General features: G+C 73.1%; 14 protein-coding genes. 13 read left to right on the top strand and 1 reads right to left on the bottom strand.

Translation table 11 applies throughout. The annotated features are described in order from the left end of the window. Nucleotides 1–42: 42 nt before the first annotated feature. Entirely contained in the window at nucleotides 43–1398 is a 1356-nt protein-coding gene (locus ACFC1R_RS04610) for a cytochrome P450 (RefSeq protein ID WP_375932603.1), read from the bottom strand. Nucleotides 1399–1974: 576 nt separating this feature from the next. Between ACFC1R_RS04610 and pabB the strand changes: the two genes are divergently transcribed. The 13 genes from pabB to ACFC1R_RS04545 are packed head-to-tail and all read left to right on the top strand — an operon-like array spanning nucleotide 1975 to nucleotide 14795. Then, a complete protein-coding gene (gene pabB / locus ACFC1R_RS04605; RefSeq protein ID WP_375932601.1) occupies nucleotides 1975–4167 on the top strand; it encodes an aminodeoxychorismate synthase component I in 2193 nt (730 codons plus the stop codon). Beyond that, complete coding sequence (locus ACFC1R_RS04600) at nucleotides 4164–4643, top strand: GNAT family N-acetyltransferase (protein WP_375932598.1); 480 nt, start codon at nucleotides 4164–4166, stop codon at nucleotides 4641–4643. Before pabB ends, ACFC1R_RS04600 begins: the two co-directional genes overlap by 4 nt. Continuing rightward, nucleotides 4640–5578, top strand: a complete 939-nt coding sequence (locus ACFC1R_RS04595; protein WP_375932595.1) for a hypothetical protein — start codon at nucleotides 4640–4642, stop codon at nucleotides 5576–5578. Before ACFC1R_RS04600 ends, ACFC1R_RS04595 begins: the two co-directional genes overlap by 4 nt. Next, complete coding sequence (locus ACFC1R_RS04590) at nucleotides 5575–5928, top strand: chorismate mutase (protein WP_375932593.1); 354 nt, start codon at nucleotides 5575–5577, stop codon at nucleotides 5926–5928. Before ACFC1R_RS04595 ends, ACFC1R_RS04590 begins: the two co-directional genes overlap by 4 nt. Continuing rightward, nucleotides 5925–6512, top strand: a complete 588-nt coding sequence (locus ACFC1R_RS04585; protein WP_375932590.1) for a hypothetical protein — start codon at nucleotides 5925–5927, stop codon at nucleotides 6510–6512. Before ACFC1R_RS04590 ends, ACFC1R_RS04585 begins: the two co-directional genes overlap by 4 nt. Next, nucleotides 6509–7675: a LeuA family protein gene (locus ACFC1R_RS04580; protein ID WP_375932587.1), complete on the top strand. Its 1167-nt coding sequence runs from the start codon at nucleotides 6509–6511 to the stop codon at nucleotides 7673–7675. Before ACFC1R_RS04585 ends, ACFC1R_RS04580 begins: the two co-directional genes overlap by 4 nt. Then, on the top strand, nucleotides 7672–7830 hold the full coding sequence (locus ACFC1R_RS04575; RefSeq protein ID WP_375932584.1) for a hypothetical protein: 159 nt from the start codon (nucleotides 7672–7674) through the stop codon (nucleotides 7828–7830). The genes ACFC1R_RS04580 and ACFC1R_RS04575 overlap by 4 nt, the downstream gene beginning before the upstream one ends. Beyond that, nucleotides 7820–9073 carry a GNAT family N-acetyltransferase gene (locus tag ACFC1R_RS04570; RefSeq protein ID WP_375932581.1) on the top strand — a complete coding sequence of 418 codons (1254 nt, stop codon included), beginning with the start codon at nucleotides 7820–7822 and terminating at the stop codon, nucleotides 9071–9073. The genes ACFC1R_RS04575 and ACFC1R_RS04570 overlap by 11 nt, the downstream gene beginning before the upstream one ends. Further along, entirely contained in the window at nucleotides 9070–11139 is a 2070-nt protein-coding gene (locus ACFC1R_RS04565; protein ID WP_375932578.1) for an aconitase family protein, read from the top strand. Before ACFC1R_RS04570 ends, ACFC1R_RS04565 begins: the two co-directional genes overlap by 4 nt. After that, a complete protein-coding gene (locus tag ACFC1R_RS04560; protein ID WP_375932575.1) occupies nucleotides 11136–12212 on the top strand; it encodes an isocitrate/isopropylmalate dehydrogenase family protein in 1077 nt (358 codons plus the stop codon). The genes ACFC1R_RS04565 and ACFC1R_RS04560 overlap by 4 nt, the downstream gene beginning before the upstream one ends. After that, a complete protein-coding gene (locus ACFC1R_RS04555; RefSeq protein WP_375932572.1) occupies nucleotides 12209–13117 on the top strand; it encodes an aminotransferase class IV in 909 nt (302 codons plus the stop codon). The genes ACFC1R_RS04560 and ACFC1R_RS04555 overlap by 4 nt, the downstream gene beginning before the upstream one ends. Continuing rightward, nucleotides 13114–13530: a hypothetical protein gene (locus tag ACFC1R_RS04550; protein WP_375932569.1), complete on the top strand. Its 417-nt coding sequence runs from the start codon at nucleotides 13114–13116 to the stop codon at nucleotides 13528–13530. Before ACFC1R_RS04555 ends, ACFC1R_RS04550 begins: the two co-directional genes overlap by 4 nt. Beyond that, nucleotides 13530–14795, top strand: coding sequence for an MFS transporter (locus ACFC1R_RS04545; RefSeq protein WP_375932566.1), 1266 nt, complete (start codon nucleotides 13530–13532; stop codon nucleotides 14793–14795). The genes ACFC1R_RS04550 and ACFC1R_RS04545 overlap by 1 nt, the downstream gene beginning before the upstream one ends. Nucleotides 14796–14818: the final 23 nt, after the last annotated feature.

Raw genomic sequence — 14818 nt, 5'->3', positions numbered from 1 at the left:
GCACCGCCGGGCCGACCGCGTCCGCGACCGGCCCGGGCCCTCTCAGCGGCGCCGGGTGACCACCAGGCGCGCGCCCCGCTCGGGGACCAGCGTGACATGGTGGGCCTTCTGCGCCTCGGGCTGCGGCCGGTCCGGCCGGATGTCGTACCGCAGCAGCACCTCGCGCAGCGCGACGGTCGCCTCCAGCAGGGCGAATCCGGCGCCGATGCAGCGGCGGGCACCCCCGCCGAACGGGATCCAGGTGTGCGCGGGCGGCTGGTCCTCCAGGAAGCGCTCGGGGCGGAAGACGTCCGGCTGGTCGTGGTAGGCCGGGTCCGACTGGACCATGCCGATGGCGGGCATCACGGTGGCACCGGCGGGCAGGCGGTAGCCGCCGACCGTCATCGGCTCGGTCAGCTGCCTGGCCACCTCGTACACCACCGGCTTGAGCCGCAGCGCCTCCTTGGCGACCGCGGTCAGGTAGGCGTCGTCGCCCTCGTCCGCCGCCTGCCGGGCCCGGCCCAACTGCTCGGGCTGCCGGACCAGTTCGTGCAGGGCCCAGGCCAGGCCGGTGGCGGTGGTCTCGTGCCCGGCGAGCAGCAAGGTGATCAGTTGGTCCCGCAGCTCGGCGTCGGTGAAGCCGCCGCCCTCCTCCGCCCGGGCGGCCTGCAGGAGCCGGGAGAGGACGTCGGTGCGGCTGTGCAGGTCCTCGGCGCCGCGCCGCTCGGTGATCTCGGCGTAGAGCAGCTCGTCGAGCTGCCGCTGGAAGGAGACGTGCCGGCGCCAGGGGCCGAAGCGCTGGAGGGCCGGGTAGGGCAGGCCCAGCAGGGTGACCGGGCCGATGTCCGCGATGCCGCGCACCAGCGGGCGCATCCTGGCCAGCCGGGCCTCCTCGGTGACGCCGAACACCACCTGGAGGATCACCTCCAGGGTCAGCGCCTGCATCCGCCGGTGTGCGCTGAACGGCTGCCCCACCGGCCAGCGTTCGACCTCGGCCCGGGTCAGTTCACCGACCATGTCCTGGTAGCCGCGCAGCGCCGCACCGGTGAACGCGGGCATCAACAGGCGCCGTGCCCGGCGGTGTTCGTCCTCGTCGATGAGCAGGACCGAGTGGTCGCCCAGCGCGGGGCCCATGATCGCGTTGCCCTCGCCGGCGTGCAGGACCTCGACCGGACCGCCGAAGACGGTCTTGATGTCCTCCTGCCGGGTGAGGATCACCAGATGGCGGGTCGGTGTGGTGAGCCTGAGGGTGAAGACGTCCCCGTACCGGCGCCGGAGCAGCGGGAAGAGCCGGTGGCGGTACTGCGCGAACAGGACGGTCTGGAGCACCGCGGGAAGTCGCAGACCCGGTGGCCGCGTTGTCCTCGCGATCTCGGGCGAGCGGGCGGCGGACGAAAGATCGGCAATGTCGCTGGACAAAGCGGAATCCCCCCGTAGTCAATTCTTGCCGGTCCTGCGAGTTCGGGGACAGCTCGCCCCTGATTAACATAGCAGTCCAGGCCGACCGGGCTCCAGTGCGTTTTCCGCACGTCCGTGAACAATGGGACGGAAGGAACGGGCCGAGTGGTCTGCGGCTGTGCTGTATTCGATGCCGAACTACCGATTCGGCGGCCCCCGGCGCGCGTCGGCCGCCGGGGGGCGGGCCGCCGGGGTTGTGTCCAAGGTGTGTGCAGGACAAGGACGTTGACCACTGTGCGGACGTCCCGTCAAGAACGCGTGAGCTCCGGCTGGGTGGGCGCCACCGGGCGACAGTGGCGTGGATCACACGTGCGAAAAGACGGGTGTGCGCCGCGCCCGACGTGGCTAGCATCAGGTGTATGGAATGCCCCCTCGGGGGGTCTGCACGGTGCTGCCGCACATGGTCGTGCAATTGTCGGTTTCGTCTGAATTGCTGCGGGCCGGCGGTGGCCTGCATTTGTCGATGGCACGTTGGCCAGCCGGTTCCCGCGCCCGTGAGGTGCACCGGCTCCGGTTCTCGAGAAGCGCGGCAAGAGCGTGAGAAACCTGCGAATTCTTCTGGTCGATAATTATGACTCCTACACGTGGAACCTCTACCAGCTGATCTGGAAGGTGGCCGGTGTGCCGCCGGTCGTGGTGCGGAACGACGAGACCACGGCCGGGGAGCTGCTCCGGCGGGGCTTCACCCACGTGGTGATCTCGCCGGGGCCCGGCACCGCCGCCAGGGAGGCGGACTTCGGCCTCTGCCGGGAACTGCTGGCCCGGGTGGCCGTGCCCTGCCTCGGGGTCTGCCTCGGACACCAGGGGATCGCCCTGGCCTTCCGCGGGACGGTCCGGCACGCGCCGGAGGTCGTCCACGGCCGGACCAGCCCGATCACCCACACCGGGACCGGCGTCTTCGCCGGACTCCCGCAGGGATTCCGCGCGGTGCGCTACCACTCGCTCGCGGTCGCCGAGCCGCTGCCGCCCGAACTGGTCGCCACCGCCTGGTCGGAGACCGGCGTGATCATGGGGCTGGCGCACCGTCACCGGCCGCTGCACGGCGTGCAGTTCCACCCGGAGTCGGTGGAGAGCGAGTACGGCGAGCAGCTGATCGCGAACTTCCTCGCGGTGGCCCCCGCCGCTTCGGCCGCCGCCGCGCAGGCTCCACCCGCCCCGCGCCACGGCACCCTGCGCTGGCGGCAGTTGGACGTCGAATTGTCGGCCGAGGAGCTCTATCTGCGGGCCTTCGCCGACCGCCGGTACAGCCTCTGGCTCGACAGCTCCCGCAGCGCGTACGGGATGGGCCGCTACAGCTACCTGGCGGCCTGCGACGGGGAGAGCCGCCAGGTGCTGCGGGCCTACGCGGGTGCGAACGTGGTCGAGGAGGAGACCGCGCACCGCGTCCGGCGCAGCCCCGGGACGGTGTTCGAGCGGCTGCGGAGCGGGCTGGCGCGGACACCGGTCGCGGCCGGCGCCTCACCGGTCCCGTTCGCCGGGGGCTACGCCGGCTACCTGGGCTACGGCATCAAGGGCAGCGTCGGCATCGGGAAGGCGGGCAGCGGTGAGCGGCCGGACGCCGAGCTGCTGCGGATCGACCGCTTCGCGGCGTTCGACCACGAGACCGGACGGCGCTACCTGGTGACGGTGGGCCTGTCCGAGGCGGAGCACGAGGAGTGGTGCGCGGAGATCACCACCCTGGCCCGCCGCCCACCGGCGCCCCGCCCGCGGCCGGCCGGCCGACCGGCCGAACTCGGTTCGGCCGTGGGCCGGGAGACCTACCTGCGGCACTTCGAGGCGGTTCAGCGGTGGCTGAACGACGGTGAGTCCTACGAGGCCTGCTACACCTACCAGATCACCGGTACCAGCGACACCGATCCGCTGGACACCTACCGGCGGCTGCGGGCGGCCAGTCCCGCCCCGTACGCCGCCTACCTCAGGCTGGGCGAGCGGTCGGTGCTGAGCTCCTCGCCGGAGCGGTTCGTCACCGTCGCCGACGGCGGATGGGTGGAGACCAAGCCGATCAAGGGCACGGCGGCGCGCCACCCGGACCCGGAGGCGGACGAGGCGGCCCGGCGGGCCCTGGAGACGGACCCGAAGATCCGCAGCGAGAACCTGATGATCGCGGACCTGCTCCGCAACGACCTCGGCCAGGTCTGCGAGCCGGGCACGGTCCACGTTCCCAGGCTGATGGCCGCCGAATCCTACGCCACCGTCCACCAGTTGGTGACCACGGTCCGGGGCAGGCTGCGGGCCGGCCACGACGCGGTGGACTGCGTCCGGGCGCTCTTCCCCGGCGGCTCGATGACCGGCGCTCCGAAGCGGCGGACCGTGGAACTGCTCGACGCCCTGGAGCCGGAGGAGCGCGGCGTGTACTCCGGCTGCCTCGGTTTCTTCGGCTTCGACGGCCGGGCCGACCAGAGCATCGTCATCCGCACCATCGTCCGGGAGGGCGACCGGGTGCGGATCGGGGTCGGCGGCGCGCTGATCGTGCTGTCCGACGCCGAGGAGGAGTACCAGGAGACCCGGCTGAAGGCCGCCGCGCTGCTCCGCGCCCTCGGCATCGACGAGCCCTCCGGTGCGGCGGACGGCGGGTCGGGCGAAGCGGCAGGCGCGGCAGGCGGCCCGGCGGACGGCATGCCAGGCGAAGCGGCGGGCGACAAGGCGGACGGCGCGGCGGCCGGTGCACCGTCCGCCGCCGGGACCGACCCGGGGAGCGATGTGGAGGCGGGTACGAGGTGGCGGAGGTGAGCGGACCGGTGATCGAGACCGGGCCGGCCGGGCCGGGCGAGGCGGAGGCGGTGGCCCAGGCGGTCACCGAGCTGCTGCGCGAACTGCGCGGCGACCGGACCCACACGGTCGCCGGGATCGTCCCGGTGGCGGCCGCGGCCATCGCCGGTGCGGACGGGGCTGGCGTGCTGGTCGCGCGGGAGCCCGCGAAGCGCGGCGTGGTCGGCGTCCTGGGGTACACCGTGCAGCCCACGATGCGGCTCGGCGGTCCCTACTGCCTGGTCCAGGAACTCTGGGTGGACCCCGGGCTGCGCTCCCGGGGGGTGGCCGGACTGCTGCTGGCGGAGCTGGACGCGACCTGCGCGGCCGCCGGGATCCACCGGATCGAGGTGTGCCTGCCGTCCCCGGGCTTCGCCGACTACCCGAGGACGCTCGCCTTCTACGAGCGCTCCGGGTTCCGGGCGATCGGCCCCCGGGTGCTCAAGGACCTGCCATGAGCCTGTACGTGGTGGTCTCGGGCGGCTCCGGGGCACTGCCGTTCACCGTCGTGCCGTCCGGCGAGCAGGTGGCCAGCAAGGAGGTGCCCGAGCGGATCGAGCTGATCCTCGCCGGGCTGCTGGACGGCGGCGCGGTGCTCGCACCCGCAGGTGGCCGGGGCCTCGGCCGGGCCGAGCGGCTGGTCGCCGAGGTGCACGAGGCGGCCTTCCTCGACCACCTCAGGGGCGGGGTGCCCGTCGGGGCGGACTCCGCCGTCGACCACGCCTTCGCCGCACCCGGCCTGGAGCAGGAGACCCCGATCACCCGGGACATCTGGGCGACCGCGCTCGCCGCCGCCGCCGCTGCCGTCCGGGCCGCAGAACTGACGGCACGTCAGAATGTCCACGGTTACGCACTGGTGCGCCCGCCCGGCCACCACGCCGGCCCCGGCTGGCACGGCGGCTACTGCTTCCTCAACAACACCGTGGTCGCCGCCCGCACGCTGCGCGAGGAGGGCGCGGCCCGGGTGGGCATCCTGGACCTCGACTACCACCTCGGCAACGGCACGCTCGCCTGCGTGGCGGGCGACCCGACCCTGCCGTACGCCTCGGTCCACTCCGCCGACCCGGTCGACTTCCCCTACCGCTTCGCCCCGGCGCCCGGACTGTTCGGGGTGCGGGGTGCGCCCGGCACCGACGGGTACCTGGCGCTGGTGAAGGACGCCGTGTCCCACCTCCGGCGGGAGACGGTGGACGCCCTGGTGGTGTCCGTCGGCTACGACGTCCTGCGCGGCGACCCCTACGGGTCGTGGTCGCTGCCGCCCGAGGTGTTCGGCCCGGTGGCCGCGCTGGTGGCAGGGCAGCGGCTGCCCACCGTGTTCGTCCAGGAGGGCGGATACGGACTCCCGTCCCTGCGCGGCGCGGCCCGCGCCCTCGCCCTGGAGGTCACCCGATGAACCCGACACCAGGCGCCGTCCTCCAGCCCTTCCGGGACCGGCTCGAAGTTCTGGACCAGCAGCTCGCGGAGCTGGTGGCGGCGCGGCTGGCGATCTGCTGCGAGGTCGCGGAGGTCAAACGCGCCAACGGCATCCCCATGATGCAGCCCGACCGGGTGCACAAGGTCCGGGAGTCGTACGCGGCCCGTGGCCGGCGGCTCGGCCTCGACCAGGACTTCATGCGCGCGCTGGCCACCCTGCTCATCGACGAGGCGTGCCGCCTGGAGGACGAGATCATCGACGACCCGGCCGGCCGGACCGCCACGGGCCCGGCGTCCGCGGACCCGGCCCACGCGGAGGTGCACGAATGACGCTGACCTTCACCACACTCGGCCCGGACGGCACCTGCCACCAGAACGCGGTGGCGCACTACCTCGACTTCCAGGGGGTGGCGGGGAGTTCGAGGATCGACCTGACCCCGGACTTCGACGAGGGCCTGGAGCGGCTCCGCCGGGGCGAGTGCGACTTCCTGGTCCAGTGCAGCGCGCACCCCCAGGTGCACCTGATCACCGAGCGGTACGTCGGCGAGATCCACGTGGTGGACACCTTCGTCTACCCCACCAAGGACCTCGTGCTGCTGAGCCGCAGCGACGTGGCCCACCCCAGGACACTCGGCCTGGTGCCCGCGACCGCCGGCTACGTCGACCTCTCCCGGTGGGAGGAGGTCGTCCACGAGCCCTCGAAACCCGTGGTCGGCCGCCGGCTGCTGGAGGGCGCGTACGACTCGGGACTGACCCACCTGGAGTGGCTGGAGCGCTCGGACGGCGCGCTCCGGCTCGACCGGCACATCGGTGCGGTGACCACCACCTGGGTCGTCTACGGCCGTCGGGCCAGGTTCGGCAAGGACGTGATCGGCACCCGGTGCCGGGAGTACCTGTTGGGAGCGGAGAGTTGAGAGACGGTCAGGAGAACCCGGCGGCGAGGAACATCCTCGTCTGCGACACCACCCTGCGCGACGGCGAGCAGACCTGCGGCGTCGCCTTCCGGGTCGAGGAGAAGGTGCGGATCGCCCGGCTGCTCGACGAGATGGGCGTGGACTGCATCGACGCGGGATTCCCCGCCTCCTCGCAGGCCGACCAGGAGGCCGTACGCGGCATCACCGCCCTCGGCCTGCGGGCCAGGGTGGTGGCGTTCTGCCGGCCGAACCGCGCCGAGATCGACCTCGCCAGGTCCTGCGGCGCCAACGCGGTCTACACCTTCGTGCCCACCTCCGACGTGCACATGCGGGTCAAGTTCGGCGGGGACGGCAGCGAGGTGCGCGAGCGGCTGAAGCGCGAGATGGCCGACGGCGTCGCCTACGCCAAGAGCCTCGGCATGTTCGTCGGCTGCGGCTCCGAGGACGCCACCAGGACCCCCTACGACTACCTGGAGGAGGTGCTGGTGCTCGCCCAGGAGAGCGGGGCCGACCTGGTCGGCGTCGCGGACACGGTGGGATCCAGCACGCCCGACGACTTCCGCACCCTCGTCTCCCGGCTGCGCGCGCGGATCTCGGTCCTGCTCTCGCTGCACTGCCACAACGACTTCGGCCTGGCCACGGCCAACACGGTGGCCGGGATCCTGGGCGGCGCGGACGAGGTCCAGTGCACCGTCAACGGCATCGGCGAACGGGCCGGGAACGCCTCCCTGGAGGAGGTGACGGTCGCCCTGACCCAGCTCTACGGCTTCTCCGCCAACGTGGACCTCTCCCGGCTCAAGCCGATGTCCGACCTGATCGCCGGCCTCTCCCGGATCGAGGTCAGCCCGATGAAGCCGATCGTCGGCGGCAACGCCTTCTCGCACGAGTCCGGGCTGCACGTCTCCTCGGTGATGAGGGACCCCACCGCGTACGAGCCGTTGCGCCCGGAACTGGTCGGGCACACCCGGCGGATCGTGATCGGCAAGCACTCCGGCAAGTCGATCGTCTCCCACGTGCTCGACGCGCACGGGCTGTCCTACGACGACGGGGTGCTCGGCGAGGTGCTGCGGGAGGTCAAGCGGGTCGCGGTGCTGACCAAGTCGAGCGTCACCGAGGCCCAGATGGTCGGGATCTACCACGAGCGAATCGCGAACCCGGTATGACGGCACCGCACGGCGGCACCTCCTGGTGGGACGACGAGACGGCCGGCTTCGCCGAGGTGCGCTGCTTCGGCAGCCACCTCGGCGCGCCCTACGACCAGCGGGCCGAGCGCCTGATCGTCCGCACGACGAAAGGCGCTGACACCGATGGCACCTGAGCTCGCCGTCGTCCGGTCGACCGCGGAACTCGACCGCGAGCAGTGGGACGCGCTGGTCCCGCCGTCCCGGGTGTACCTGCGGTACGACTGGCTCCGGGCGGTCGAGCAGTGCTTCGGCTTCGACCTGGTCTTCTTCCTGCTGCGCCGCGACGGCCGGACCGTGGCCGGCCTCCAGGCCCTGGTGGTCCGCGGACCCGACGAGTTCCCGTACCACGACCCGGCCGGCGCGCTGTTCGGCGACTACGAACTCGACCACCTGCGGCGGGCGTTGGCGCACGGCCGGCCGGTGCAGGAACGGGCACGGGCCGGTGCGCTGCTCGACGCCGTGGCCCGTTCGGAGGCCGCCTTCACCCGGGCGTCCGGCTATCCGGCCCTGGTGGTCACCAGCCCGTACGGGTACGTCGGCGACGTCCTCACGCTGCCCTCGGTCGACCGGCGCTCCGCGATCGACCGGCTGCTCGAAGCCGTCGGCGACCACTGCCGGGAGCAGGGCATCGCCTCCTGCTGCCTGCTGTGGCAGTCCGGCGCGGATCCGGTGCTGCACCGGGCCCTGGCCGACCACGGCTACCTGGAGTTCCTCTCCGACCTGGAGTACGAACTCGACGTCGGGCCGCTCTCCGGCTTCGACGACTACCTCGGGCTGCTCGACAGCAAGCGCAGGGTGGCGGTGCGCTCCGAGGTCCGCAGGTTCGCCGACAGCGGGATGCGGCTGGAACGGGCCGGGGCCCCGGACCGGGCGGTGATCGCCCGCTGCGCGCAACTGTCCGCCGGACAGCAGGAGAAGTACGGCCTGCCGGTCGACCGCGCCGCGATGGAGCGGCTGTTCACCGCCCTGCTCACCGGGAGGTCGCTCGGCGCCGTCCTGCACCTGGTCCGGCGGCCGGCCGCTCCCGAGGGGCAGGACATCGCCGGCTTCCTGCTCTGCCTGCAGGCCGACGGCGTGCTGCACCCGAAGTTCCTCGGCTTCGACGCGGGCGCGGTCGGCGCCAACTACGCCTACTTCAACCTGGTGTTCTACCACCTCGTCGAGCAGGCGATCGCGGCCGGTGCCCACCGGATCGGCTACGGCATGGGCTCGGCGGACGCCAAGCGGCGGCGTGGCTGCGGGCCGGTGGAGGTCCGCGGCTGGATCCGCTTCTGCGACCCGGCCGTCCAGCGGCGGCTGGAGCCGTACATCACCGTCTTCCACTGCCTCAAGAGACAGCTGCTCGCTTCCCCGGATGGAGACAGGGTTCGGCCATGACACTGGTACGACAGCTCTTCGAGCACAAGCTGGGCCGCCCGGTGCGCACCGGCGAGGTCGTCGATCTGCCCTTCGACCTCTGCTGGGGCAGCGAGATGACCGTCAAGTGGGCGCTGGACATCCTGCGGGACAGCGGCCTCGGCGAGGAGCGGCTGGCCGCCGCGCTGGCCGAGCGGCGGGACAGGTGCGTGTTCGTCTTCGACCACGTCGTCCCCACCCACACCGCCTCGATGGCCTCGATCCTGGTCGAGCTGCGGCGGTTCGCCAGGGCGCACGGCATCAGGGTCTTCGACGTCGGCTACGACGGCGGCATCCAGCACAAGATCCTGATCGAACAGGGGCTGATCCGCCCCGGGGACGTCGCGGTCGGCGCGGACTCGCACAGCTGCACCGCCGGTGCGATCGGTTCGCTGGCCACCGGCATCGGCTCGACCGACCTGGCGGTGGCCCTGGTCAGGGGCAGCTGCTGGATGCGGGTGCCGGAGGCCGTGCTGGTCCGGTTCCACGGCTCGCTGCGCCCGCAGGTCCAGGGCAAGGACGTGGCGCTGCACCTGTGCGGTCTGCTCGGGGTGCACGGCGCGGTCTACCGCAGCCTGGAGTTCGGCGGCCCGGGGCTCGCCTCGCTGGCGGTCAACGACCGGCTCTCGCTGAGCAACATGGCGGTGGAGATGGGCGCCAAGTACGGCCTGTTCCCGACCGACCGGGTGCTGGCCGACCACCTGGCCGCCAACCCGGCCGCCCGTCGGGGCGACACCCCGGGTGACGGCCCCGGCCCCGGGGACACCCCGTACCCGCTCTTCACCGTCGACGAGGACGACCCGGAGTACGTGGACGTGATCGACGTCCACCTCGACCGGATCGAGCCCACCGTCGCGCTGCCGTTCTCGCCGGACAACGCCATCGGCATCCACCAACTCCGGTACCTGCTGCGGCACTGGGACGAGTACGGCGGCCGGAGCGACCTGATGAGCGGCGTCGCCCCGCTGGCCGAGGTCGCAGGCCCGGACGGCGAGATCCCGGTCGACCAGGTGTTCATCGGCTCCTGCACCAACGGGCACCTGGAGGACCTGCGGGTGGTCGCCGCCGTCCTGAAGGGCCGGCGGGTCAAGGACGGCGTGCGCACCATCGTGATCCCGGCGTCCCAGCAGGCGTACCGGGCCGCGATGAAGGAGGGGCTGATCGACACCCTGCTGGAGGCGGGCTGCTACGTCGAGTCCGCCAGCTGCGGACCGTGCATCGGGATCAAGTCCGGGGTGCTCGGCAAGGGCGAGGTCGCGGTCTTCACCTCCAACCGCAACTTCCGCGGCCGGGCCGGTGACGTGGACGCCAGCGTGGTGCTGGCCGCCCCCGCCGTCGCGGCGCAGGCGGCACTGACCGGGGTGCTCGCCCCGGTCGGCGAGCCGGGCGACTACCACGGCACCGAGGCCGGGATCAGGAGCAGCATCGAGGAGCTGTTCTCGCTGCACGCCGTGCGCGAGGGCCGCTCGCCGCTGGCCGCCGCCGACCGGCCGTCCGCCCCCGGCACACCGCGGGACGACGGCACCGGCAGCCTCGCCTGGGTCTTCGGCGACCACGTCAACACGGACGTGATCCTGCCCGGCATGCACTGCCAGATCCCGGACCCGGCCGAGTACAAGAAGTTCATCATGGAGAACGCGGGCAACCAGGCGTTCCTGGACCACTACGCGGCCGCCGGCCACGACCTGCGCGGCTCGGTGATCGTCGGCGGGACGAACTTCGGCTGCGGCTCCTCCCGGGAGAACGCCCCGATGGGCATCAAGGCCTCCGGTGCGGAGTACGTCATCGCGCACAGCTTCGCGCGGATCTTCGCCCGCAACGCCCTCAACATCGGCCTGCGGCTGATCGAGGCCGGCGACTTCGCGTACGGCATCCGGGAGGGCGACCGGCTGCTGCTGGACGACGCGGCCGGCACGGTCCGCAACCTGAGCACCGGGACCACGGCGCCGGTCCCGGTGCCGTCCGCCTTCGAGCGGCAGCTGCTGGCCTCGGGCGGCCTGGTCGGCTACGCCCTCGCGCAGATCGAGGCCGGGGCGGCGGCCCGGTGACCTCGCTCGCGGTACTGCCGGGGGACGGCATCGGGCCCGAGGTCATGGCCGAGGTGCTGAAGGTCCACACTGTGGTCGGGGACGTCTTCGGCATCGACCTCGCGGTGGACGTGCTGCCCTACGACGCAGACTGGTACCTGACCCGTGGCGCGGCCGGGTTCGACGCGCAGGAGGTGCGCAGGCGGTACCGGGCGGTGCTGCTCGGCGCGCTCGGCGACCCCCGGGTCCCGGACAACCGGCACGCCAAGCTGATCATCGGCGGCCTGCGCCAGGACCTCGACCTGTGCGTCAACCTCCGCCCGGTGAGGCTGCGCACCCTGCGGCACTGCCCGCTCAGGCACGTCGGCGCCGAGAGCGAGGTCGACCTCGTCATCGTGCGGGAGAACACCGAGGACGTCTACGTCGGCGTCGGCGGCACGGTCCGGAGCGGACAGCCTGAGCAGGTCGCGATGGAGGTCGGCGTGCACACCCGCCGGGCGGTCGACCGGGCGGTGCGGGCCGCCTTCGAGATCGCCCGCGCCCGGCCGCGGCGCCGGCTCACGCTGGTGGACAAGAGCAACGCGATGCCCGCCGCGGGCCCGCTGTGGCAGCAGTGCTTCCGTGCCGCCGCGGCCGAGTACCCCGAGGTGCACACGGACCACCTCTACGTGGACGCCGCCGCGATGGAGCTGATCCGCAACCCGGCCAGGTTCGACACGGTGGTGACCAGCAACCTCTTCGGGGACATCCTCAGCGACGAGGCCGCGCAGCTCGCGGGCGGGCTCGGGGTGGCGCCGTCGGCCAGCTACGACCCCGCGGACACCGGGTTCCGCGGGGTCTTCGAGTCGGTGCACGGCAGCGCGCCCGACCTCGCCGGCACCGGACGGGCCAACCCGCTCGCCTCGATCATGAGTTACTCGCTGATGCTGGACCGGATGGAGCTGCCGGCTGCGCACGCCGCCGTGGAGCGCGCGATCGACGAGGTGCTCCGCGGCGACCTGCTGACGCCCGATCTGGGCGGAACGGCGCGGACCGGGGAGGTCGGCGACGAGGTCTGCCGTGCCATCGCCCGGGGGAAGGAGGAGCGACGGTGAACGAACCCGCGAAGTTCCTGTGGTGGCAGGGGGAGATCGTCCCGGCCGGGGCCGCCGCGCTGACCCTGGCCAACCACAGCCTGCACTACGGCCTGTGCGTGTTCGAGGGCATCTCCGCCTTCCCCGCGGGGGACTCCTCCCACCACGTCTTCCGGCTGACCGAGCACCTCGCCAGGTTCGCCGAGTCCTGCCGCCTGGTCGGCGTCGGCCTGGACCGGTCACCGGCCGAACTCGCCGCCGCCTGCCACCGGGTGCTGTCGGCCAACGGCCTGCGGCGGGCCTACCTGCGGCCGGTCGCCCTCCTCGGGGACGGCGTCCTGGGACTGGCCGCGCCGGGTTCGGCCGTCGAGGTCGCCGTGCTGGCCTTCGACGTCGCGGGCTTCGACGGCGTGATCCGCGAGCAGCGGCCCCGGCTCACCCTCTCCCCGGTCGCCCGGCCGAGCGCGCGGGCCTTCCCCACCAAGGCGAAGGTGTCCGCGGCCTACCTCAACTCCCGGATCGCCTGGCTGGACGCGCAGCGGCGCGGCTTCGACGACGCGCTGCTGCTGGACGACGAGGGCCTGGTCGCGGAGTGCACGGTGCAGAACGTCCTCGGGGTGCGGGGACGCACCGTGCTCGTCCCCGACTCGGCCGCCGCCCTGGACGGCATCACCGTCGCCTCCGTGGCCGAACTCGCCGCCGGCCTGGGCTACCGGGTGTCGCGGGCCGCGCTCACGGCCGGGGACCTGCTCGGCTGTGACGCGGTGTGCGTGGCGAGCACGGCCGGCGGGCTGCGCCCGGTCCGGTGCATCGACGACACCGCCTTCGACCCGGACAACGAGGTCGTCGCCGAGCTGGTGAGCACCTACCGGCGGGCCGAACTCGGCCTGCTCCCGGCCTATGCGCACTGGACGGAGACGGGATGAGCGGCACCCCGGTGGTGGACCGGTGGCCCGCCGTGCCCGAGGAGTTCCGCCGCAGGGCGGCCGTGCTCGGCCGGACCGGCCGGCCGTTCGCCGGACTCCCGGCCGAGGACCAGGAGTTCGTGGCCCTTCATGTTCCCCGCAGCCGGCCGGCGTCCGCGGCCGCGCTCGCCGGTGACCACATCCTCCAGCAGGTCGTCGACGCCGACCGCGTCACCGTGGAGTTCGCGCACCGCGCGAGCGGCGAGCTGCGGACCCCGGACGTGCCCGCCGTGCTGGGCCCGATGACGTACGGGCGCCGGACGGCCGGGCTCCACGTGCGGCACGGCTCGCCGGCCGGTGGTGACCTGATCAACGTCCACCGGGGTGCCGCGGTGAATAGCGTGCTCGTCGTGGAGAGCCCGGGGGACGGCTGATGAGTACCGGCCGGCGTCCCCCGACACTGCTCGACCCGCTTCGGCAGCCCGGCTTCCGCCGGCTGGCGGGCGGGCGGATGGCGAACTACTTCGCCAACGCGATGGCGCCGATCGTGCTCTCCTTCGCGGTGATCGACCTGACCGGCTCGGTGGTCGACCTCGGGATCGTGGTCGGCGCCCGGTCGGTCGCCAACGTGGTGCTGCTGCTCCTCGGCGGTGTGGTCGCCGACCGGCTGCCGCGCAAGCTCGTGCTCCAGGGGGCGAGTTGGGCCGCGGCGGCGGCCCAGGCGGCCATCGCGGTGAGTGTGCTGCTTGGGTTCGCCTCCGTCCCGATCCTGGTGGTGCTGAGCGTCGTCAACGGCACGGTGTCGGCGCTCTCGCTGCCCGCGGCCGCCGCACTGGTGCCGCAGACCGTGCCGCAGGCGATGATCCGGCCGGCCAACGCGGTCGCCAGGATGGCGATCAACGCGGGGACGGTGATCGGCGCCTCGGCGGGCGGGATGCTGGTCGGGACGGTCGGTCCCGGCTGGGGCATCGCCGCCAACGCGGGGGTCTTCCTGCTGGCGGGGGTGTGTTTCGCGGGGATCCGGGTGCCGCCCGCCGAGCCCTCCGACGGCCCGCGCGCCCATCCGCTGACCGAACTGCGTGAGGGCTGGGCGGAGTTCGTCTCGCGCACCTGGGTGTGGGTGCTGGTGCTGCAGTTCCTGGTGATCAACGCGGTGGTGGCCGGCGGCCTCCAGGTGCTCGGACCCACCGTCGCGGACCGCTCCTTCGGCCGCACCACCTGGGGCCTGCTGCTCGCGGCCCAGACGGCCGGCGCGCTGGTGGGCGGGATCGTCGCGGCGCGGACCCGGCCCAGCCGGGCGCTGCTGCTCGGCTCGGCCGTCGGCGTGTTCGAGGCGCTCCCGCTGCTGGCACTGGCGACCACCTCCGACCCCGTCCTGCTGGTGCCGGCGATGGCCGCCAACGGGATCGCCCTGGAGCAGCTCGCGGTCGGCTGGGACGTCTCGCTGCAGGAGAACATCCCGCCGGAACGGCTGGCCCGGGTCTACTCCTACGACGCGCTCGGCTCCTACCTCGCGATTCCGGCCGGCGAGCTGGCGGCCGGTCCGCTCGCCCTGCGCGCGGGCGTGCACAGCACGCTGCTGATCGGCGCCGCGCTCGTCGTCGCGGCCACCGCCGCGGCGCTGTGCAGCCGCAGCGTCCGCACCCTGACCGTCAGACCGGCGTCGCCGCAGCCCACGGCCGACGACATGGCACCTTGAGAGACCGAACGAACGGGGGAGAC

It is taken from the genome of Kitasatospora sp. NPDC056138, from assembly GCF_042264695.1.
GTDB lineage: Bacteria > Actinomycetota > Actinomycetes > Streptomycetales > Streptomycetaceae > Kitasatospora.
This window is presented reverse-complemented; position numbering and strand designations above follow the sequence as displayed.